Raw genomic sequence first — 22699 nt, forward strand, 5'->3', positions numbered from 1 at the left:
CGTCTCCTCCTTACCGTCTATTGTGGACGTGAAGAGAGATTTTTAGAACCGAAATCGTGTGCTCTTTGTACCTTTTTTAAGCCCTGCCACCACAAGACGAGCATGAATGGTACAATCACGACCAACCAGTTTTGCACTGCCAAAAAAATCACGTTGTACAGTGCATGCAAGCCGATTGGCAAGGTAATCGACATCCATAAAAAAAGCCGCTCATGTTTGGCGTCCTTGGAAAACTTGGCCCGTCCGAGATAATAGCCCATCCACACTGCAAACAACGCATGGCTGGATACCGGCAGAAAGGCACGCCAGATGGCGATATTCGTTCCGTTGATAATGAGGTAGAACAAATTCTCCAGCGTAGCAAAACCAAGTGACACCGCAACCGCATAAACAATTCCATCGTATGGCTCATCAAATTCCAAATGTTTATAAACCGTAAAATAGATGACCATCCATTTAAAAAATTCTTCCACGACAGCGGATTGGAAAACTTCCGCGACAATGCCATCCCGCCAGTTCCATTCATTCTGCATGATGTACTGGAGCACCATAATCGGTACAACCAGCAGCATCCCAAAGATAAACGACCGGATCACCATCGAAATCGGCTCCGGTTCGAGACTGTCACGCAGGTAAAAGTAACTTAAGATGGCGATACCGGGGGCAACTGCCGCGCCGATCAAAGCAATCATCTTTTATTACTCCTTTACACAAGACTATTGTTCATCGTACCATGAATACTGGTTGATGAAAACCCGCTACAGGAGAGAGATCATGTCAAAAAAAATTTTGGTAGTGAACACAGGCGGTACGATTGCCATGTCTGTCGATGACTCAGAAGGCGTAAAGCCATTGGATGATCAAGCAGTCAACAAAATCCTTCCTTTTTTAGAAAAACACGCGGATGTCACCATGAAAAATGTACTCAACCTACCTAGCCCTCATATGACTCCTGCGATCATGAATCAGCTGCGACTCGATATTGAGGAAGCCTTTCACAATGATCGCTACGATGGCATTGTCATTACCCATGGGACTGATACGTTGGAAGAGACCGCGTACTTTCTCGACTTGACTTTATCGGTTAACGCCCCAATTGTCGTTACCGGAGCCATGCGCAGCAGCAATGAACTCGGGGCGGACGGCCCTGTTAATCTTATTTCTTCCGTTCGTGCAGCCGCAGATTCCTACAGTTTGAACAAAGGCGTTATCGTTGTGTTTAATGATGAAATTCACGCAGCACGTCACGTAACCAAAACACATACGAGCAATGTCGCTACCTTTCAGTCGCCACAATACGGACCGATTGGAACCATTGCGAAAAAGAGTGTGCAATACCACCATGCTCCATTGGATCGAGAGCATTACGCCATTACCCATGCTGATGCGAATGTACCGCTGATCAAAGCAGTTGCAGGCATGGAGCCCGCTTGGCTGCAGTTTTTATTGGAGCAACACATTGATGGACTCGTCGTAGAGGCGTTTGGATTAGGAAATCTTCCTCCCGCTATCATCCCTACCCTGCAACAACTACTCGACAAAGGAGTACCCATCGTGCTCGTCTCCCGCTGCTACAATGGCCAGGTGCAGGATATCTATGACTATGAAGGTGGAGGCCGCAAACTAAAAGAGATGGGCATCATCTTCTCCAATGGCTTGAATGGGCAAAAGGCTCGTCTCAAGTTAATCGTAACGCTGCAAAAAACACGGGATTTCAAAGAACTGCAGCAGTTGTTCGACCAGTAAATAATATGACTTAAACCTCCTGGTTCTTCAGGAGGTCTTTTTGTCTTTGAAAACATTTTGTACGATGCTGTTGTGGTGGGGAGGAAACAGGAGAAAACGCTCAGATTCTAGGGCCACCCGCTGGGGGATTGACTGTCCGGCTCCATGAAAAAAAGCGAAACCCGCGTCCAAAGTCGTCCATTCAGGGGGTGTCTCAGAGGTGGACGCTAAGGACTTGTTTCTCTTTTTTTCATTGCGCCTCGGTCGGCGTCCCTAAGATCTTCGCTTTTTTCTCCTGTTTCCTCTACGAGCTTTCCCCTGGTTTTTAGGTGCCCTAAAAGATTGAAGAATGTGAGTAGTTACGACAGAGAAGAATATTTCCAGGCGTAGCGACTTGTGGAGTCCGACCAAGTGCAGAAGGGATTCGTGGGCAAAAGAAACGCAACGTGCCCGGGCTACGTAGCGGCTACCACTTTTGCGTTTCCCCGCGAATCCCTTAGGAGCGGACAGTCTTACCCCCAGCAGGACGAAGCCTGGAGCCTAGACTGGAAAGATTCTTCTCTCCACTCCAGCCACATCACAAACGCCAATAAAAAAAGGCCCCGCCAAAACGGCGAAGCCATGTTTTCTCAATATATGGAGGGTTGTTTGAAAAATTATACCCAACCGCGGAAGCGAGAAGCTTCTGCCATTTTGCGGGCACCAACCATGTAAGCAGACAGACGCATATCAATACGACGTGTTTGCGACATGTTGTATACATTTTCAAACGAACGAACCATTACTTTTTCCAACTTCTCTTCTACTTCTTCTTCAGACCAGTAGTAGCCTTGGTTGTTTTGTACCCACTCGAAGTAGGAAACAGTCACACCACCGGCACTTGCCAGTACGTCTGGAACCAGAAGAATTCCACGCTCAGTCAAAATCTTGGTCGCTTCCAAAGTAGTTGGGCCATTTGCTGCTTCTACTACGATTGACGCCTTGATGTTGTGAGCATTTGCAGCTGTGATTTGGTTTTCGATCGCTGCCGGAACCAAAATATCGCATTCCAGTTCCAAAAGCTCTTTGTTGGAAATCGTGTTGTTGAACAGTTTTGTAACTGTACCAAAGGAATCACGACGATCCAGCAAGTAGTCAATATCCAAACCGTTCGGATCATGCAGGGCACCGTAAGCATCAGAGATACCTACAACTTTAGCACCTGCGTCATGCATGAATTTTGCCAAGTAGCTACCAGCGTTACCAAAGCCTTGTACAACTACGCGAGCACCTTTTACGTCGATGTTGCGACGTTTCGCTGCTTCACGGATGCAAATCGTTACACCTTTTGCAGTAGCTGTTTCGCGGCCATGGGATCCACCCAGCGCAATTGGTTTACCCGTAATGAAACCAGGCGAGTCAAATTCACGGATACGGCTATATTCGTCCATCATCCACGCCATGATCTGTGAGTTCGTAAAGACGTCCGGAGCTGGAATATCTTTAGTAGGGCCCACAAGCTGGCTGATTGCGCGAACGTAACCGCGGCTCAGTCTTTCCAGTTCGCGGAAGGACATTTCACGCGGGTCGCAAATGATACCGCCTTTACCACCACCATATGGCAGGTCGACGATACCTGCTTTGAGGCTCATCCAGATAGAAAGTGCTTTAACTTCATCCTCAGTAACTTCCGGGTGGAAACGAATGCCCCCCTTGGTCGGACCTACTGCATCGTTGTGCTGTGCACGATAGCCCGTAAATACCTTTACTTCGCCATTATCCATGCGAACCGGAATACGTACAGTCAAAACGCGTAGCGGTTCCTTCAAGAGTTCAAACATCGATTCTTGGTAACCTAGTTTCTCCAGTGCTTCCTTGATCACCGTTTGAGTTGAATGGAGCAAGTTCAATGATTCTTGCTTTTCTTTCCCTTCGGTGCTTTCGGTTACCACGTCTTGATTACCCATTACTTACCACCTCAAAAATGTTTTCGGTCAATGCCGCCTTTAGTATACACGCTTGTATCATTTATGAGAAGCTTAAAAATGTTTTTTTTCCATTTCGAAAACGTTTTCGTGCCTTGTTTTGCATAATCATTCAATTATTTACCATCCATTTTGAAATCGCTTTTACAGACTGCATTTTTCACAAACAGCTTCAAATGCACGTCCAGTCATGCTTGTATTGTCCCCAAACTTGTTTCTTTCATTACAGGAATAGTGAATTTATGCCATAATGGAAAAAGTAATGGTGGAAGTTTATTCATGGAGGTGTTTTTATGAAAAAAAAGTCTATTTTGTTTGTTTTTGCCCATCCCGATGACGAAACGTTTGCTTGTGGGATTTCCATTTCCAAATATAGTGAATCCAAAATGGCCAGCACTCATCTTTTGTGTGCAACAAAAGGGCAAGCAGGAAAAGCTGGTGAACCACCGTTATGCACACCCGAAGAGCTCCCCCGCTTTCGCGAGCAAGAGCTTCGCGACGCTTGTGCCATACTCGGGTTCGATCAGGTAGACGTCTGGGAATATCAGGATAAGTTCCTAAACTCAGTGCCTGTAGATGAGCTCGTTACTCGTATCCATCAGGCCATTCACCAGATCCAACCGGAAATCGTCGTCACGTTTGCACCGCATGGCATCTCCGGACATCCTGACCACTTAGCGATTAGTCATGCTACCACCCAGGCTGTCCTTTCTCTAGGCCCAGATACGAGTGTGCGAAAGCTTTATTACGCAACTCGCTCGTCCGACGAAGGATTTGGTACGATAAAGCCTCCCTTTACAGACCCAATCGAGAGCATTACGACGATCATTCACGCCCCCGAATACATGCAAAAAGTAGCAGATGCCTTGCGGGCGCACAGAACACAGCACCTATCAGTAGAGCGCGTTTTCCCAGGTGTAACAGAAGGCGAGCACCATTCTGTTCCACCAAACAATCATTACATCTTGGCTTGGCACAGCCTTCCGAACTATACCATTCAAGGTAAAGAGGCTGACTTTTTTGACGGCCTAGCATAATCTGTACAGACAGCAACAGCACCTAGTTGGTTGACTAGGTGCTGTTTTATATTCCCAGACATTTCGTTTCCGATTACGTGAAATGCCTGCATATTTCTTTTACAGCATCGTCGGCAACGATCACTTTCCCGTATTCTTCCAACACATAAATCGTTATCGGCGTCGCTTCTCCGTACTCAGAGAGGATCGCAATTAACTTGTGATAACGCTCCTGATCCAAGTCGACTTCCTCCAGCACCAGATGATATTTCCCCTGGTAGAAGTAGGCAGCTCCGCCATTGGTCAAAAGGGCGTTAATGCGATGGGCGGCTTCAACCATATGCTCAAAGTCCCGGAAGGCATACATGATCAGATCGCTTTCTTCCAACGTGACCTCTAGCTCGTATACATCCTCGTCTTCGAATTCTTCTTCTTTTCCGTCCTTTGAGCCCGTCTTGCCACGCGTTACGATTACGACCATTCCCTGAGCTGGCAAGGCGAACACTTCAACTGCAACAGGCCCTGATACCTCAAACCCTAATTCGTGATAAGCCTGTTCCATCATGTCGTTGAACAGTTCATGAACTTTAGGAATGTCACGCCACATGTCTTCTTTTTCTATCCCGCGCTCTGTGAGGTCGTCAAAAGTTAAAAAGATTCGTATTTTATCTTGACCAAGGCGTTCAACACGCATGACTGTCCCTCCTCGCCATCCAGTCGTACTACAAAATATGATGGTAAGCCTGTAAGAGTTCTCCACATTCTCCGGCGAATACCTGTTGGCATTCATCCATTTTTTGATGGACTGGAAAATAAGGGGTAGTCCTATCATATCACATTTAGTTACTGGAACAAAAGCTACCATGACACCTACGCAGCATTCGCCTATCGATGTCGAATCCACTCACGAAAAAAGAAACTTTGTTGTTGCCTGTCATTTCCTGCGCTTTCCCAGGAAAAGTTCCCCCTCATTGTTCTTCTGTATTTATATTTGGCTCTGCTAGTTCGGGTTCCTTCTCATTCATAAAGGTTTGTACATGAAAAAACGCCCAGAATCAGGCGTTTTTCTACTTCTCATATTCACGTAGCCGCTTTTGAATCCAAATGGCCGCCTGTGTTCCATCCCCCATGGCAATCGACACTTGCTGAGAATGCTGATTGATATCGCCGACAGCCCATAGGTTGGGATGATCGGTTTCTTTTGTTCGCGGATTCGTATAGATGTGGCCCTTTTCATGAATTTGCACGGAAAAACCACGCAAAAGCTCTGTTAAAGCATGAGCACCAGGAAAGGCAAGAAACGCTCTTTCTGCAGACAAGCGTTCACCTGAAGAGAGCTCGATTTCTTGCAATTGCCCCGACGTATGATGAAGGGCACATACTATTTCCTCCCGATACATAATCCCTCGCTGACTTAGTCCAGAGACAGCCTGCGTATCCACCTGCACTTTTGCATGGTTAATCACGGTTAACTTGTTTGTATAATAAATAAGTTCATCGGCCATCGAAACAGCGTGTGGGCCCGCTCCAATGATTGCCGTGTCTTTCTCAACGGTTTCATAGCCGTCACAGTCGGGACACAAGAAAATTGATATCCCTACACAATCGGAGAAGCCAGGGATCGTTGGAAACCGATCACGAATGCCGGATGCCAATACCAGCGTTCGCGAAGTAAGCGTATGTATGCCACTTTTCGTACCTATCGTAAATAAGCCACTTGAGTCAGTAGCAAGCTTTGTTACCTCATCTGTTATCAAGATTGCGCCGTATTTTTGTGCTTGCTCCCTGCCCGCTTGACGCAAAAAATCGCCACTAACCCCCTCCGAAAATCCGAGAATGTTTCGGTAGGCTTTGGCGACTGTTGATCGACCACCCGGCATGTCAATCACTGCAACGCGTCGAAGGCATCTTGCTAGTTGGATTGCGGTTTGAAGCCCCGCAATCCCGCCGCCGACAATGACGGTATCATACTCCACTTGCATCCACCTGCTTATCCTTTTCCCGATAGCATTGCCAGTGGAGCACGATCTCATTACTGAAGGAGGGGAATCCAGACAATTTTTCCTTCAACGAGCCCTGCTTCTGAATGAAGTCTGTTATATTTTGCGATTCGTCCTACGTTCGAATTATTTCCATAGTACTTTCGTGACAGCATAAACAACGTTTCACCCTTCTTCACCACATGCTTGACGACCTTCGATTTTGTTGTAGGCGGTGTTGAAGCTTGTTTTCCCGGTATAGCTACTTTGCTAGTAGAAGTACTCGCGATCTGGTTTGCCTTGTTTACAGGTGTACCAGTCGAAGTTTGAGCTGGGACTGGGCTTACAGCAGGTGTCTGTACGCTTGTGACCGCCTTTACTGCAGGCTCAATTGATTTTGATTCGATCGTTTTCACCTTGGCAGGTGGGGTGGTCACGCTTGCACTGGGATCAGGCGTAGCATCTAGAACGACAGATACAGGCTCCTTTTCCCCTGCCTTGCTTCCTTGCGAAGTGGTACTCGCTTTACTAACATCTTTCACTTCAACACTACCAGAAGCTGCTGACTCGTGTGGGACATTGGCCCTGTACAACTCAAGACCAATCAACCCGAAAAAGACGAGTCCAAACAAGTATAATCCCGGTTGAATCCACTTTTTAAACGAGAACGACGCTTTAGGGCGAGTATGACGGGAGCGTCGGGGTGGTAATGGATTATGCTCGAGATTCACTCTTCCTCCCCCTTTTTCTTGATCGTATTTTGTAAATAAAATGCTAACATGACGTCAATAAGGATATGAGCCACAATCGAGGGCCAAAGGGACTGAAAGTGAGAAAACAAGAGTCCCAAGATCCAGCTTGTACCAAATACACTTATGATCATGAGCGGCTTTTTCAAATAACGTACGTGGATCAGTGTAAAAATAAGACTGCTCCAAAAATTCCCGGTAAGAGATTGAATGACTCCCCGGAATAGCCATTCCTCTCCCACTCCTACTACCATACAGACGAGAATCGTAGTGGATGGTAACATGGCCCCAAAAACTTTCTCATTGATACTGCCATCATCTTGCCATCGCTTAGGCAAGTAACGATCCATCGCCATACTCGCGCTGATAATACCTCCGGCTACAAACACGGCCCACAGTACGGCGTTCCAGCCTGGCAAAGTAAACAAGGACAGAGTAGCATCCCAGCCCAACACCAATAAGCTACCGGCAGCAGCCACTCCCATCACGATTCCTTGTGTCAACCATAGATTCAGCCGAAGCGTGGCTTCATCCACCTCTAGCCGATCTTCCCTCACTCGATGTTTCTCTCCTTTATTTGTTCGGCAAAAGAGTGTCTAACGCCTGCCGCAAATTCCATTTGATTTGTTCATTCTTTGCGATTGTATTGTCATTCGTTTGGAAATACGCATCCGTAGTTAGGCCACATTTTTTACAGCAATACAGATCAAATTGATGATCATTTTCTTTGAAATACGTATTGATGCTCGCACGCAAACAGTTTTCTCCTCTTACGTAAGACACCATTTCTGCCAGCTTTTTTTGCTTAAAGCTTCTTCTTTTTTCCGTTTCCTGCCAAATGATTTGAGCCTTCGGATACGATTCACCCGCAGCGGCAGCTTCGTAGGAGGCCAGCACTCTTTCCGTATAAAAGGCAAGAAGTGCGCCCATTTCTTCGGATATGTCCACCATCGCCAATGCCTCGTTCGTCAAGGGTACTCCGGTATTGCACAACTGCTCGTATTTTTGAACTTGCTCTTGTGTCGGGTACTCCTTCTCCAGCATGTGTTGATGAATCTGCCAATCGTCCCACGAAAATAAAAGCAGCGCATACCCAGGCTTGCCGTCACGGCCGATCCGCCCTATTTCTTGTGCGTATGCCTCCAAACTGGCTGGCATTTGGTAATGGATGACGTAGCGAATATCTGGTTTGTCGATCCCCATACCAAACGCATTAGTTGCAATAATAACATCCAACTCGCCCGCGAGAAATTGGGATTGGATCAGCATTCTCTCCATGCTGTTCATCCCCCCGTGGTAACCGTGAACGCGTTTTTTCCCATCGAGTTGATAAGAGGCTGCCAATACATCTACCGCTTGTCGCGTGCTGCAGTAAACGATCCCAGGGCCTTGCAAACGATCCATCTGATCAATTACATACGAACGCCTGTCAATTTCCTCCGCAACTTCAACCAGATCATAGGCGATATTCGCCCGATTAAGGGATTGCAACACGACGTCTTCTTTTTCAATGGAAAACAAGCTGCAAATTTCTTCACGAACAGTCGCCGTAGCGGTAGCCGTCACAGCCAGAACAGGAGGTGCTCCCAATTGTTTCACGACTTGTGGCAATCGCAAGTAATCTGTGCGAAAGTCATGTCCCCATTGCGAGATGCAATGCGCTTCATCAATGGCGATCAAAGACACCCTCGTCCGCTTTAACACTTGTTGGACATAGGGCTGTTGAAGCTTTTCTGGAGAAATATACAACAGCTTGAACGCGCCTTCTGCGAGCCCTTTTAAAATTTCGCGGGACTCTGTCGGGTCTTGCATGCTGTTCAAATAGGTAGCTGGAATTTTTTTTCGTGCTCGAAGCTGTTGCACCTGATCAACCATCAAGGAGATTAACGGGGAAACCACGACGGTCAGACCCGGCAAAAGCATTGCTGGAAGCTGATACGTCACTGATTTCCCGCCACCTGTTGCTAATAACCCGAGAACGCTTCGTCCAGACAATACACGTTCAATAATGGACTCCTGACCGGGACGGAATGAGTCGTATCCAAAATGCAGCTTTAATCTGTCGTGCATGAGCTGTTGGTTCATTTTGCCCCCCTTGTCGCTCGTGCCAGTGCCAATCGGATTTGCAAATACGTCACTGTTGCTTCCGATTGATCCTTGATGAGCCGGAGTCTGCTTGTATCGAGTCGCTCACTCGTCTCCACGATCTCTTTTGCCAACTCATTCGGTAAATACGTTGTCATATCCCATTCCGGACAGCGTAAGGCAATCTCTACCAAATGATCTTCTATCGTACTTTCTTTCATTTGTCGTTTCTTCGCTATTTCTTTTTTGTCACTGCCAGTCTGAAGAAGGGCATACGTTCGAGCAGCACTTTCGGTTAGACGTAGATCAAGCTTGTGCGATTCTGTAACAAGTTTTGATAAAAGAGGATAATGATTGCTCTCTGCAAGCAGCGTCTGAATCGACGCGGCAAGTCCGTATCGAAACTGCAGCATGAGATAGCTACGACTCGTTTGGCGAATCTCTGCTACCTGTCCCAAGGTCTTGCCGACTTGTCCTACTCCTGACAGTTGACAAAACAAAAGCTCCTGAACACCTTCATCCAAGGGCTCCCACAATCGATATAGCTCGTCAGACAATTGCTGCTTCCAAGCAGTTCGCATTGCCCCATCAGCCAATTGGTTTTTTACCCAACGCTGCGCTGTCTTATCCGAAACGACCGGAATGAAACCGAGATCACCATGATGCATTTGCGAGATCGTCTGCACCATTAGATGAAGCCTACTCCAAAATGGTTCGATTCGCTCCGCCAAATCGGACTGGGTAAAAGGCGCGAACCATACATCAAACCGATATTTTTGGTACATATGTTTGGCATGCTGCAATCCTGTATCAGAAAAGGTAAATGTCGGCTTCGAATTCGTTCCACCTGCATCAACCGGTAAAATCCAGCCCGCCTGAAATAAAGTTGAAACAATTTTCTCCCAATCCTCTCTTGGAAAACGAGAAAACATCCGATAATACGGATAAAGGGTATACAAATGCACATCTTGCAGTGTCTGATTGGCTTTTCTGCCACGCAGTATGTAGTAGGCTGATTGCAGCGTTCGTTCATTGGCCAGAGGTAACATGGCATTCAAGGCGACCGCACATAAAAGGTCCTGCTCCTCTGCCGCACTGTTCCGACTGTTCATTGGTACTCCTTACATCATTCTATATTTTTCAAAGCTCAAAGTAAGCGAAGTAAACTGCATCATTGGATTTGGAGGATAGTATGACAAAACGATTGAAAAGAACTGAATTTATGATGGCGTACATGATCATCATAACACTTGCATGCACAGTTGGTGGATTTTTTTTCGGGGCCCATTATATGAAGACACAATTGGAGTCGGAACAAGCCGCCGTACTCGAAGCAGAGAAAAAGGAAGCCGAAAAAGAAAAACTGCTGCGTGAGCAAAAGCTGTACAACGAACAGGACTTTATCCGATTTTACTATGCCGTTTATGCACCGCTGCTTGATCTGAAGCAAGCACATTTTGATACGATGGATAAATGGAATCAAATGAACGAAAGTGAACGGACGGATGGCTTGAAGCAGCTCAGCAAATTAGCTGACCAGACAAGGAAAGAGCTGGAGAAAAGTGTTCCCTTGCCGACGTCACCCATGCTGAGACAAGCTCACACCACTTTTACGAACAGTGTACGGGCGTATTTGGATAGTATGGAGCAGATTCGTTCCGATCAAAATAATGCTACACCTGCTTCTATTGGAGCTAGCCTGACGCTTTTCCAAAATAATTGGCTAACCGCACAGGAAATGGTCTATCACTCCATCGCGTCTTGGGAATCGGCTTATGTGGTCAAGCAAGCCATGCCGAAGCAAGTACCTGGAGCCGTTAACACCGCGCAGTGGAAGCAGTATCCGTTTCACTACCGCACCTATCTCGCAGCTGTGGCCATGTCGAAAAGCAATCAATGGAGCAGCTATAGTCCTGAGGACCTGACTGCAAGACTTGATTTGCTCATCGCTTCTAATGAAGTTCAAGCACTAGGAATCAAGGATTTAACCGCTGCCGTGAAGATTTTGAACGCGACAGATGCAGTATCTGCGGGAGATTTTAAACGCTTGAACACCCAGCTCTACTCCGTGCTGAGGGCACCTGAAATCCCTCTTTATAAGTAGTCGTACATTTTTAGACTGATTCAATCTTGAAATCTTGTCACCAAGAGCATACAATGGTCTATGATAGTGGACGTACCACTTCGGTATGGGAGGTGAAACCACGATGACTACATGGGTAGATAAAGATACTTGTATTGCTTGCGGTGCTTGTGGCGCCACGGCTCCTGACGTCTTTGATTACGACGATGAGGGCCTTGCGTTCAACAAGTTGGATGACAATGCTAACAGCGTTGAAATCCCGGATATCCTGCATGACGATGTTCGTGATGCTGCTGAAGGATGCCCGACCGACTCTATTAAAGTGGAATAGTATTCCATCTACTAATGGAAGAGACCTCTTACGTACTCCGGTATGTAAGAGGTTTTTCATTATGCCCTCCTCTCCTCCACTGAACGAATGATCGACAACTTTCCGTTCTTTCTTTTGTGATTTTTCGGTATGATAAAAGCAACAGCAAAAACCGAACATTAAACTGAATTTTTTCCATTTTTTGTGATGTCAATATCTTAATGTTCGTGTTTTGGTTATTTTCACGGTATTTCTAGCATATAATTGAGCATTATTCACGAACGATAATCGATTTAAAATAAATAATGTTCATTTTTTCTTGTTTTTCTTCTTGACGGTGTTATTTTGACGTGATATCGTAAGTACAAATCTTACGAAACACCTTATAAAACAACGGCGTTGACGAAGAAACGCTGTGATCGAGAAATCCCCAGAGAGCCGATGGTTGCTGCGAATCGGCGATTTCTCCCACGGTTAAGCACTTCTGAGCTGCTGCGTTGAAAAGAGGGTTCACCATCCCAGTAGACGCAAACGGTAGATCCGTTATCTCTTTTAGGTCATGTACCTACCAAGGCTCTTTTTTGAGAAAAAAAGAGCGAATGAGGGTGGCACCGCGAAGCAAAGCCTCTCGTCCCTCACTGTTCTGTAATAGGAGCAGTGTGAGAACGGGAGGTTTTTTTGATATGCACATATATAGGAGGAGAAAACCATGTTTGCAGACAAAATGATCTTGAGAATCCCAGGTCCTACCCCCATTCCACCACGTGTTCAAACAGCGATGAGCCAACCGATGATTGGACACCGCAGCGGCAAATTTTCCGCTCTCTTCGCCCGTACTGCTGAAAGACTAAAGCCTTACTTTGGCACCAAGCAGGACGTATACATCTTGGCAGGTAGCGGAACGAGCGCGCTGGAGATGGGCGTCGTAAACACGCTCCAACCAGGAGATGAAGCTGCTGTCCTCATCAGCGGGGCATTTGGTGAGCGCTTTGCAAAAATTTGCGAGCGTTACGGTATAGTCGCCCATCGGTTAGAAGTGCCTTGGGGAAACGCCGTAACACCTGAGCTAGTTGAAACATTCTTGCAAAAAAAGCCGCAAGTAAAAGCTGTATTTGCCACCTACTGTGAAACATCCACTGGGGTAGAAAATCCGATTGCTGATTTGGCGAAAGCAATCCGCACACATTCGGACGCCCTCTTCATTGTGGATGCGGTAAGCAACCTCGGTGCGGTTCCATGCGAGATGGACGCTTGGGGTGTCGATATCGTGGTAACCGGCTCGCAAAAAGCTTTCATGCTGCCAACAGGCCTTGCCTTCCTCGCTGCGAGTGAACGCGCATGGCAAGTGATTGAGCAAAACAAATCGCTCGCCTTCTATTTGGACCTGAAAGCATACCGCAAGAGCTTGGCAGAGCAAACAACACCGTATACGCCTGCTGTATCCCTCATCTTCGGTCTCGCCGAGGTATTGGATATGTTGGAGGAAGAAGGCTTGCCAGCTATCGTAAAGCGCCATGAACTGATGAGAGACATGACTCGCGCAGCGATGAAAGCATTAAACATCAAACTCATGGCGGAAGATCAGTATGCATCGACGACCGTAACTTCTTGCGATCCTTCTGGTGTCTTTCATGCAGAAGCTCTCCGCAAAATGTTAACGCAGCAATTTAACATCACGATTGCTGGCGGACAGCAGCACCTGAAAGGCAAGATCTTCCGTATCGGGCACATGGGTTATTGCGAGCCATTGGATGTCCTGCAAGTCATTTCTGCCATCGAATTGTCGCTTCACCAAATCGGTGCCCCAGTAGAGCTGGGTGCTGGTGTAAAAGCTGCTCAGGAGGTGCTCATTGCACATGTATAAAGTACTCATTGCCGATCCACTAAGCGAATTTGGAATTCAACAGCTCTTGGACGCTTCTGATGTAGAAGTTGTTCGTCAAACAAACCTCTCCCCTGCCGAACTGATCGATGTGATTGGCGACTACGATGCACTTCTCGTACGCAGCCAAACCCAAGTAACACCAGAAGTACTCGCTGCCGGCAAAAAGCTGAAGGCAGTCGGTCGTGCGGGTGTTGGCGTCGATAACATCGATATCAACGCTGCCACCCAAGCGGGTATTCCAGTCATCAACGCTCCAGACGGTAACACCATCTCTACTGCAGAGCATTCGTTTGCCATGCTGATGGCTGTCGCTCGTAACATCCCTCAAGCTCACAAGAAGCTGGTAGACGGTACATGGGATCGCAAAAGCTTCCAAGGGGTTGAGTTGAACAACAAAGTACTGGGAGTTATCGGGATGGGCCGTATCGGTTCAGAGGTTGCGAAGCGTGCGAAAGCATTTGGCATGACTGTTATGGGCTTCGATCCTTTCATGACCGAGGAACGTGCACAAAAGATGGGCGTATCCAACGCGACTGTTGATGAAATTTGCCGCAAAGCTGATTTCATTACCGTCCATACTCCGCTGACAAAAGAAACCCGCCATATCATCAGCACGCGTGAATTTGCGAAAATGAAAGATGGCGTTCGCTTGATCAACTGCGCTCGCGGGGGAATCATTGACGAGAAGGCTCTCTACGAGGCGATTACCACTGGAAAAGTCGCGGGGGCAGCTCTGGACGTTTTCGAAGAAGAACCACCTGTAGACAACCCTCTCGTTGGTCTGCCACAAGTAGTAACGACTCCACATCTAGGAGCGTCGACTATTGAAGCGCAGGAAAACGTGGCCGTAGACGTATCGGAAGAAATCCTGAAGGTTCTTCGTGACGAGCCATTCAAAAACGCAGTGAATTTGCCTTCGATCCCTGCGCACGTGATGGAAAAAGTTCAACCATACTTTACGTTGGGTGAAAAGCTGGGACATTTCCTTGCCCAAGTGACGGTAGGTTCCATTTCGGAGATTTCGATTAAATATAGCGGTGAGTTGACGGATGTAGACACGTCTCCTTTGACTCGGACAGTCCTCAAAGGCGTGCTGTCTTTCCGTTTGGGCGAGGAAGTCAACTATGTGAACGCCCCGATTCTGGCAAAAGTGCGTGACATCACCGTAACGGAGCAAAAGGCAGCACAAAACAAAGGCTTTACGAACTTACTGACCGTTAGCTTAAAAACAACGCAAGAGACACGCACAGTGTCTGGAACACGACTAAATGGTTACGGTGCGCGTATTGTAAAAATTGACGACTTTGCGATTGACGTAGCGCCTGAGGGCTACCTCCTCTACATTCACCATAATGACCGTCCAGGTGTGATCGGACGTGTCGGCTCTATCTTGGGCGAAAACAGCGTGAACATTGCAACGATGCAGGTAGGACGCCGTGATATCGGTGGAGACGCGATCATGATGCTCTCTGTCGACAAACCATTGACGCCAGAGCTTCTCGATACGATGGGCGAGCTGGCGGAAGTGAAAAGCGTTACACAAATCGAGCTGTAGGTTCTCCTTTTCCTATGAAAAAGACTGGCCATTTTGGTCTTACCCCTGTCAAGTAGACACAATTAAAAAAGCCTAAGCAGCCAGCGTGTTTCGGTATTCAACCGGGGCACGCTGGTTTAATTTTTTCTGGAACCGTTCATGGTTATAAAACCAAATGTATTTTTCAATGGCTTGAAAGAGATCTTCCTCTGTCTTGCGCAATTTCTACCAACCATGTTAGTGGATATTTTTTACGCAGCTCGTTTATGATCGTAAACCGAGTTATTTTCCATACCTCCCCCCCAGATGCAGATTGGGATTGCGCTTTTTTAGGTATTCTACCTGCGCCTTTAGATAGTCCCTTTCCTCTTCCACAGTAGCAAACTTGGTTCTTGGACGACCAACAAATGGGGTGTCACTAGAACAATTCTTTCCTCTTTGATCCACAAAACCTTCGCCGCTATTCTTCTTTCGGACCCATTGTAGAACTTGCGTTTTACTAGGTATCCCTAGTTCTTTAGCTATTGCTTTATAACCCATCCCTCCCTGTTCATACATGTTTACTGCCCTCAGCTTTAACTCCTCGGAATATCGCTTGAATGTTTGACCTTTTTTAGCCATGAGAAAATCCCCTCCAAGTAGAGTGTACCACCCACCGTCAGGTGGGCGGGCTTTTTACACTGTCTACTCAAAGGGGATAATATCATTTGCCGGGTCTTTTTCTTTACCCTTATTTTGGTTAGAGCTATAATGGGACAAGATAATTCTACACACCTAGGAAGGAGCTTCTTATGACGAACCAGGCATTATTCGCTATTGCTATCTTTTTAGTTACCTATGCATTTATTATTAGCGAAAAGTTACATCGAACCATCGTCGCCATGTCGGGCGGAATTCTCATGGTCTTGTTCGGGATCGTTACACAGGAACAAGCAATTCACCATATCGACTTTAACACGCTCGGCCTACTTATTGGGATGATGATCTTGGTTGCCATTACAGCGCAAACCGGCGTTTTCAAGTATGTGGCCATCCGTGCGGCAAAGGTCGCAAAGGGCAAACCGATTCGCATCCTCGTCTACCTGAGCTTGATCACGGCCGTTGCCTCCGCCTTTTTGGACAACGTTACCACTGTACTTCTCATCGTACCTGTGACGTTTAGCATCGCCCGCCAGCTCGAGCTTAATCCGATACCTTTTTTAATCAGTGAAATTATCGCTTCTAATGCCGGAGGAACAGCTACATTGATCGGTGATCCACCGAATATCATGATTGGCAGTTCTGTACCGGAGCTTGATTTTATGAAGTTTCTTGTGAATTTAAGCCCTATTATCATCGTGATTATGGCTGTAACCGTTGTTTGCTTGGTCTTGATTTACCGCAAGCAGTTAGTAACGTCACCTAAGTTGAGTGCAAAAATCATGCAGTTAAATGAGCGCGATGAAATTACCGACAGCCGTTTATTGAAAAAGTCTTTGACGGTGATGGGATTGACCATTATTGGTTTCATGCTCCATGGGGCCCTTCACTTGGAGTCGGCAACCATCGCTTTAACTGGAGCTTTTCTTTTGCTCCTCCTTACCGGAGAGCATTATTTAGAAGACGCGATCAGCAAAGTCGAGTGGAATACGATTTTCTTCTTCATCGGTCTGTTTGTTCTCGTCTCTGGTTTAGTGGAAACAGGCGTGATCAAAAAACTCGCAACGGAAGCAATGAATCTGACGGGTGGAGATCCATTGAACACCTCCCTGTTGATCCTCTGGTTGAGTGCAATCGCCTCTGCCTTTGTTGACAATATCCCGTTCGTCGCCACAATGATTCCAATGATCAAGGAAATGGGAGCCCTCGGGATCACCAATCTGGAGCCTCTTTGGTGGAGCCTTGCACTCGGGGCGTGTTTAGGAGGAAACGGTACCTTGATTGGAGCGAGTGCCAACGTGATTGTAGCTGGCTTGGCCTCAAAGGAAGGCTATCATATCGGCTTTTTCAGCTTTATGAAGGTCGCCTTTCCATTGATGATTATCTCTATCATGATTGCTCATCTCTACGTTTACCTGCGTTATTTTATTTGGTGAGGAGGAATCCATTTGTTCCATTACACCTATGAAGAAAAGGAAATCGAGATAAAGGAAGTTGTTTCTGAGCAGGGCGCTTCTTTCCAGATCATCGTCAAAACCGAATCAATGCGAGAGCGTGTGAAAGAAGTTCGCCGTTATTTTGAAGGGAACAAAGACTATACGGATGTCATGTTTTTTTCTCGTGAAGACGGTTCTTTTGAAGTAATCGTTAGGACAGACATGATTGAATCCTTTTTGATTGACGCCTTTCGTTTCAAATGCTTGCAATCGATTTGTTGGGAATAAAAAAACTCCGCCGTATGTAGAAACGGCGGAGTTTTTTTATCTACAGAATGGACAGGATATCGCGAACATCATCCAGAATAAAATCTGCTTTTTCCTCTTCAAACTTGCTGCGCGCGTCTTGACCAGACAATCCAGTCAATGTCGCTGCAAACTTGCAACCGATGGAGCGAGCCGCTAGAAAATCTGCGAGTGAATCGCCGACGATCAATACCTCTTCTCCATTTTCGATTGGCAATGAAAAATGGACAGCATCGCTAATCGGTGCATCGAGTCCGAGCAACCCTTTTACATAGGAATAAGGGTGTGGCTTGGACATCGGCGCAAAGTTAGGAAATGCTTCTTCCGCATCGAGAACGTGAGAGGCAGTTACGACGCGGTTCGGGTCGAACCATTCCAGTATGTTCATCTCACTGAGGGGAACATGCGTCTCGATGGTAGGGCGCCCTGTTCCAATTCCCAGTGTGTATCCTTTTTCTTTTAACGCGCGGAACAACTCGACCATTTCTACAGGCGGTACAATCGGAATCTCGTCTGACAAGAAGCCCTTCTTGCCCGGCTGCATGGTTTCACGGCCAATTGATGCCGCCACACGCTCATCACCGAGATACCATTCTTGAAACGTCTTTTGAATCAACTGCCATAGATCACTATTGCGAGAGAACATATCTGTTGAAACACCGCAACGCTCTTTTGCAATTTGATTCAAGTAGAGCAGCATTTCTGCTTTTTGTGCGGAACCTTTGGCAAAATCAGCGGTGAACGCTGCGTAGTCTACTTGGAAATCAGGAGCATAAGTGGCTGCCCACTCTTTCACTTTTGCTAGTTGCGGTCGATCAATTTGTTCGCTGAGAAGGCTCGTTGCTTCCGGCACTTGCGTTTTAACCGCTTCAATTATACGAATCAACTGATAGGAAAACGCGAGGAAAACCATGTCCCAGTTGGAGTTGATTCCACGTGACTTGATGAAATTCAGCACTTCATCATGAGCGAAAACTTGCTCGCGCACTCGTCTGATTTGCGCTTCTTCTGGAGCAGGTGTGAATTCCTCCCCTGCAAGCCCTACATACTGCGGACTGTACAAAAATTCCCACACTGTCAATGCAGAAGCATCAAAGTAACGCTCTTCACTCAACATAACCCCATCAACATCAAATAAGATCGTTTTGATCATTTCTCTCTACACTCCTATTTGTTTTTATGCAGCATCATGGCGATTGTAAAAGTCGTTCCCTCACCCAGTTTACTTTGCACACTGATGGTGCCCCCGTGTGCCTCGACAAGGTTTTTCGCGATGGCTAGTCCAAGACCAGTTCCACCTAGTCGTCCACGTGTACGAGCCTTGTCTGCTTTATAGAATCGCTCAAAAACAAACGGCAAATCTTCTTGCGGAATGCCACTGCCTGTATCGCTTATCTCAACCAGCAACGTTTTATCTCCGCGAGCACGAATGGTGACGCTTCCTCCACTTGGCGTATGTCGCAGTGCGTTATCGATCAAGTTCGTTAGCACTTGCTCCATGCGATCAGGATCCATGAGCACATGCGTATGCGTCGTCGATATTTCGAGGAAGAGATGGATTTCGCGTTCTCTCGCCAAATTGGTGAATTTACGTTGAATGCGCTCCAAATACGGACGCAGTTCCATCGTCTCCTGGAACAATTCAACATGCCCCGCTTCCATCCGTGCCAAGCTGAGCAATTCATTCACCAGCTTGGTCATACGCGCTGACTCGTCATAGATGATCTGCGCCAATTCTTTATGCTCTTCCGGTGTAGCCACGATATCGTCCACAATCGCTTCACTGTACCCTTGCAACATGGATAGAGGTGTTCGCAGCTCATGGGATACGTTAGCCACAAAATCATTACGCATTTTATCTAGCTTTCGTTCCTGCGTGATGTCCCGAAGAACTGCGACAGCTCCACGGATTTGATCCCGATCATTCAAAGGTACCATGACAACGGACCATATCCGCCCTTGAACAGGGATATCCTCTGTCACTTCCTGTCCCGTTTGCAAAACCTGCTGATAGAATGAGAACAGCGGCACCGGCTCATCCAAATGCTCAAAATCCCAATCTCGCAGGAATCGTTCTGCTGGAGGATTCGTTACGGCCAGCTTGCCGTTCGCATCTATCATCACAACACCATCTACCATGCTTCTAAGGACACTCGCCAACTGCTCCTTTTCTTTGGACAGGGCATCGACTAACTGATTGAGCTTGCTTGCCATCGTGTTAAACGAAGCCGCCAGTTCACCTGTTTCGTCCTGGGTCCTAATCGGGATCTCAGCATGAAAGTCCCCTTCCGCTATGCGATGCGCCGTTTCTTTCATCTGACGTAATGGAATCGTAAGACGCGATGAGAGGAAAAAGGCGAATACAGTGGTCGAGACGAATCCGATGACGCCAACCACAAAGATTAAAAATCTGACTTCACTAACCGTATCATCAAAATCTTCAATCGCCTGATACATGACCACTGCGCCCGTTTTCCCTGCTGCCATTTCTAAAGGCACAGCGACCGCAAGCATTTCATGCTTGTTGTTCGTGTGATCAGCAGAATTCTCCACATTAATATAAATCGTTTTGGGAGCAGGATGCTTACCTGCCAGCGCATCAGGCAAACGCAAGGCAGGATTTTGGAGCAATTGCTCTACTGGAATACGAGGGAGTCCAGCCCCTTCGCTCATACCGACTTGCTTACCTTTTTCATCGAGAATGACCATGCCTGTATGATGGACCAAGCCAAACCTGGAAGCCATCTCCATAGCTGCTGTCATATCCGAACTCTGCGCCAAACCGATTGCGATGCCATCTGCCAGATCGTGCAAATTCTTGGACTGCCGATTGCTATAAAAGCTGTCAAAGGATTGAACGAGTAACAAACTGAAGATCGTCAAGACGAGAGCAAATAAGGCAATAATGGTCATCCATAGCTTTCCGACTACACTGCGAAAAATAACGTCCACTTTACTTAGGCACCTCTAGTTTGTATCCGACGCCCCAAACCGTGGCGATCATATTCGCAGCTTGCGGAGAAACACGGTTCAATTTTTCGCGGAGACGCTTGATATGCGTGTCCACCGTGCGCAAATCGCCAAAGAACTCGTAGTGCCACACATCTTTTAACAATTCTTCACGCGTAAACACTTTATCCGGCGACAATGCCAGGTAGTGCAACAGCTCATACTCTTTTGGAGTCAGGCTCACCTCTTGGCCACTTGCGATGACTTTGTGTGCATCGTGGTCAATGGTCAATTCCGGGAAAACAAGGACAGAATGACTGTTGAATGTCTCTGTCTTCAAATAAGCTGTCGCGGAAGATCGACGCAGAATCGCTTTTACCCGGTACATGACCTCACGCGGGCTGAACGGTTTCACGACATAATCGTCTACCCCTGCCTCAAACCCGTGAACGCGGTTCGTTTCTTCCCCTTTTGCTGTCAGCATAATAATTGGGGTTGCCTTGAATTCACGAACACGCTGGCATACCTCGATCCCGTCCATTCCTGGCAGCATCAGGTCGAGCAAGATGATATCATAGTCACTTCCCACAGCCATTTCGACTGCTTGCTCTCCATTGTCTGCTTCATCAATCAGGAAGTTTTCTCTTTCCAAGTACATTTTCAGAAGTCTGCGAATGCGCTCTTCATCATCCACTACGAGAATACGTGCCATTTTTTCCATCTGAAACACCTCTTGCTCTCATAATATCGTAAAACCGTTAGAAGATAGTCCAAAAAGCTGGTGGTAAAACCAGCTTTTTGAGGAAATTTTACACCCCAGCGTAGGAGTGTAAACCAGCAATGACCAAGTTGACCACGACCAGTGTAATCAAAATAATGACAAACCCGATGACGGACATCCATGCTGATTTTGCACCGATCCATCCTCTGGATAGACGCAAGTGCAAGTAGGCACTGTAGAAGAGCCAGACAATTAATGCCCATACTTCCTTCGGGTCCCAGCCCCAGAATCGTCCCCATGCCTCTTCTGCCCAAATCATGGCAAAGATAAGGGCCCCGAGGGTAAACACCGGATATCCGATACTGATTGCTCGATAACTGATCTCGTCCAGAAGTTCAGGATCAACACTCTCAACGGAAGGCTTGATAGCAGCCCCTAATCGTTTTCGGAAAATCAAGCGCAATCCTCCATACAGAATTCCCCCTGTAAGGACTGACCACAGCATCGTGTTCAATTTACGTGCGGCGTCTTTTCCTTCCATCCAGGTAGGTGCCTCAAAGAGTGGTGAAATTGAACCTTCCTTGATGATGGTTGAATCAGCAGGTGCAACAATTGCAGGCAGAATGTACTCCACTTTCGGTTTTACCATCTGTCCTGCTGCATTCATTTCTTCTTTCTTCATCTCAAATACCGTCTTTTGATCCATCCGAGCAAAAGAAGAATCCATCAAAATGAATCCAACGAGCATCAAGACCACAGCTAGCACGATCTCCAACCATTTCGTACTTTTCGTCGAAATATGCTGCGGAACGGTACGGATCAAATACATCAGACCCGCTGCAAAACCAACTGCCAAAATCCCTTCACCCAGTGCAGCAGTCGTCACGTGAATATGCAGCCAGTAGCTCTGCAAAGACGGAATCAATGGAGTGATTTCCTTCGGGAACACGTACGAGTACGCGAGCATGATAACCCCAAGCGGAAGGACGAACGCTCCAATCGAGGTCAGCTTGTAGATCCGGTAAATAATTAAGTAGGCCAAGATAATACAGTAATCCAAGAATGCCATAAACTCAAACATGTTACTCGTCGGGCTATGGCCGCCGGCAATCCAGCGAGCCATCACATACCCTGTTTGCGCCACAAAACCGATAACGGCTAACCAATACGCAATCCGTCCATAGCGCTCCTCATGTTGTTTGGGATCCCGCCCTGCCCAGTTTTTACCCGTCACGGCTACAGCGAAGACGATAGACGAGATGACGTAGAGCAGAAACGCGACATCCAGTAACCAGTCACTCAGTTGAATGAGCTGCAC

Annotated in this window: 22 protein-coding genes and 1 other annotated feature; of the genes, 8 read left to right on the forward strand and 14 right to left on the reverse strand. The window is 47.0% G+C overall.

All coding sequences use genetic code 11. The annotated features are described in order from the left end of the window. Window positions 1–17: 17 nt before the first annotated feature. The gene (prsW, locus tag POF51_RS04200) at window positions 18–692 is read right to left on the reverse strand and encodes a glutamic-type intramembrane protease PrsW (protein ID WP_017248088.1); all 675 of its coding nucleotides are present in this window, start codon (window positions 690–692) and stop codon (window positions 18–20) included. A gap of 82 nt (window positions 693–774) precedes the next feature. On the opposite strand from prsW, the gene POF51_RS04205 reads away from it, so the two are divergent. Then, window positions 775–1746 (forward strand): asparaginase, encoded by a 972-nt coding sequence (locus tag POF51_RS04205; protein WP_069845436.1) that lies wholly within the window; start codon window positions 775–777, stop codon window positions 1744–1746. 635 nt (window positions 1747–2381) lie between these two features. Here POF51_RS04205 and POF51_RS04210 read toward each other — a convergent pair. Next, window positions 2382–3671: a Glu/Leu/Phe/Val family dehydrogenase gene (locus POF51_RS04210; RefSeq protein ID WP_017248085.1), complete on the reverse strand. Its 1290-nt coding sequence runs from the start codon at window positions 3669–3671 to the stop codon at window positions 2382–2384. Window positions 3672–3982: 311 nt separating this feature from the next. Here POF51_RS04210 and POF51_RS04215 point away from each other — a divergent pair, with 311 nt between their 5' ends. Then, window positions 3983–4726 (forward strand): PIG-L deacetylase family protein, encoded by a 744-nt coding sequence (locus POF51_RS04215; protein WP_271754043.1) that lies wholly within the window; start codon window positions 3983–3985, stop codon window positions 4724–4726. A gap of 73 nt (window positions 4727–4799) precedes the next feature. Here POF51_RS04215 and POF51_RS04220 read toward each other — a convergent pair whose 3' ends face one another. The 6 genes from POF51_RS04220 to POF51_RS04245 form a co-directional block, all read right to left on the reverse strand. After that, entirely contained in the window at window positions 4800–5399 is a 600-nt protein-coding gene (locus tag POF51_RS04220; protein WP_017248082.1) for a genetic competence negative regulator, read from the reverse strand. A gap of 373 nt (window positions 5400–5772) precedes the next feature. After that, window positions 5773–6687 carry an NAD(P)/FAD-dependent oxidoreductase gene (locus POF51_RS04225; protein WP_271754046.1) on the reverse strand — a complete coding sequence of 305 codons (915 nt, stop codon included), beginning with the start codon at window positions 6685–6687 and terminating at the stop codon, window positions 5773–5775. 50 nt (window positions 6688–6737) lie between these two features. Beyond that, window positions 6738–7415: a LysM peptidoglycan-binding domain-containing protein gene (locus POF51_RS04230; protein WP_106834772.1), complete on the reverse strand. Its 678-nt coding sequence runs from the start codon at window positions 7413–7415 to the stop codon at window positions 6738–6740. Next, entirely contained in the window at window positions 7412–7990 is a 579-nt protein-coding gene (locus tag POF51_RS04235) for a CPBP family intramembrane glutamic endopeptidase (protein WP_069845439.1), read from the reverse strand. Before POF51_RS04235 ends, POF51_RS04230 begins: the two co-directional genes overlap by 4 nt. A 16-nt stretch (window positions 7991–8006) precedes the next feature. Continuing rightward, on the reverse strand, window positions 8007–9518 hold the full coding sequence (locus POF51_RS04240) for a RecQ family ATP-dependent DNA helicase (protein WP_069845440.1): 1512 nt from the start codon (window positions 9516–9518) through the stop codon (window positions 8007–8009). Continuing rightward, window positions 9515–10630: a helix-turn-helix domain-containing protein gene (locus tag POF51_RS04245; protein WP_069845441.1), complete on the reverse strand. Its 1116-nt coding sequence runs from the start codon at window positions 10628–10630 to the stop codon at window positions 9515–9517. Before POF51_RS04245 ends, POF51_RS04240 begins: the two co-directional genes overlap by 4 nt. Window positions 10631–10710: 80 nt before the next feature. Between POF51_RS04245 and POF51_RS04250 the strand changes: the two genes are divergently transcribed. The 4 genes from POF51_RS04250 (at window position 10711) to serA (ending at window position 15351) form a co-directional block, all read left to right on the forward strand. Next, a complete protein-coding gene (locus POF51_RS04250; RefSeq protein ID WP_069845442.1) occupies window positions 10711–11622 on the forward strand; it encodes a hypothetical protein in 912 nt (303 codons plus the stop codon). A gap of 103 nt (window positions 11623–11725) precedes the next feature. After that, window positions 11726–11932: a ferredoxin gene (locus POF51_RS04255; RefSeq protein WP_007724004.1), complete on the forward strand. Its 207-nt coding sequence runs from the start codon at window positions 11726–11728 to the stop codon at window positions 11930–11932. Window positions 11933–12301: 369 nt separating this feature from the next. Next, window positions 12302–12550: a binding site (T-box leader), on the forward strand. Between the two features lie 70 nt (window positions 12551–12620). Further along, window positions 12621–13775 (forward strand): pyridoxal-phosphate-dependent aminotransferase family protein, encoded by a 1155-nt coding sequence (locus tag POF51_RS04260; RefSeq protein WP_069845443.1) that lies wholly within the window; start codon window positions 12621–12623, stop codon window positions 13773–13775. Next, window positions 13768–15351: a phosphoglycerate dehydrogenase gene (gene serA, locus POF51_RS04265; RefSeq protein ID WP_069845444.1), complete on the forward strand. Its 1584-nt coding sequence runs from the start codon at window positions 13768–13770 to the stop codon at window positions 15349–15351. The genes POF51_RS04260 and serA overlap by 8 nt, the downstream gene beginning before the upstream one ends. Before the next feature lie 72 nt (window positions 15352–15423). Here the strand turns inward: serA and POF51_RS04270 are convergent, their stop codons facing one another. Together POF51_RS04270 and POF51_RS04275 are read right to left on the reverse strand one after the other, a co-directional pair. Beyond that, entirely contained in the window at window positions 15424–15552 is a 129-nt protein-coding gene (locus POF51_RS04270; protein ID WP_083261573.1) for an IS3 family transposase, read from the reverse strand. Between the two features lie 60 nt (window positions 15553–15612). Then, window positions 15613–15951, reverse strand: a complete 339-nt coding sequence (locus POF51_RS04275) for a helix-turn-helix domain-containing protein (protein ID WP_069844674.1) — start codon at window positions 15949–15951, stop codon at window positions 15613–15615. Window positions 15952–16121: 170 nt separating this feature from the next. Here POF51_RS04275 and POF51_RS04280 point away from each other — a divergent pair, with 170 nt between their 5' ends. Further along, window positions 16122–17405, forward strand: a complete 1284-nt coding sequence (locus tag POF51_RS04280) for an ArsB/NhaD family transporter (protein ID WP_271754052.1) — start codon at window positions 16122–16124, stop codon at window positions 17403–17405. A gap of 12 nt (window positions 17406–17417) precedes the next feature. Next, window positions 17418–17693 carry a hypothetical protein gene (locus POF51_RS04285; protein ID WP_069844673.1) on the forward strand — a complete coding sequence of 92 codons (276 nt, stop codon included), beginning with the start codon at window positions 17418–17420 and terminating at the stop codon, window positions 17691–17693. A 40-nt stretch (window positions 17694–17733) separates the two neighbouring features. On the opposite strand, the gene POF51_RS04290 is transcribed toward POF51_RS04285, so the two are convergent. The 4 genes from POF51_RS04290 to ccsB form a co-directional block, all read right to left on the reverse strand. Beyond that, a complete protein-coding gene (locus tag POF51_RS04290) occupies window positions 17734–18864 on the reverse strand; it encodes an HAD family hydrolase (protein ID WP_069844672.1) in 1131 nt (376 codons plus the stop codon). Window positions 18865–18878: 14 nt separating this feature from the next. After that, entirely contained in the window at window positions 18879–20663 is a 1785-nt protein-coding gene (locus POF51_RS04295; RefSeq protein ID WP_271754054.1) for an ATP-binding protein, read from the reverse strand. Between the two features lies 1 nt (window position 20664). Then, window positions 20665–21381, reverse strand: a complete 717-nt coding sequence (locus POF51_RS04300) for a response regulator transcription factor (RefSeq protein WP_012686105.1) — start codon at window positions 21379–21381, stop codon at window positions 20665–20667. Between the two features lie 88 nt (window positions 21382–21469). Beyond that, entirely contained in the window at window positions 21470–22699 is a 1230-nt protein-coding gene (ccsB, locus tag POF51_RS04305; RefSeq protein WP_069844670.1) for a c-type cytochrome biogenesis protein CcsB, read from the reverse strand.

It is taken from the genome of Brevibacillus sp. AG, assembly GCF_028369215.1.
Classification (GTDB): Bacteria; Bacillota; Bacilli; order Brevibacillales; family Brevibacillaceae; genus Brevibacillus; species Brevibacillus porteri.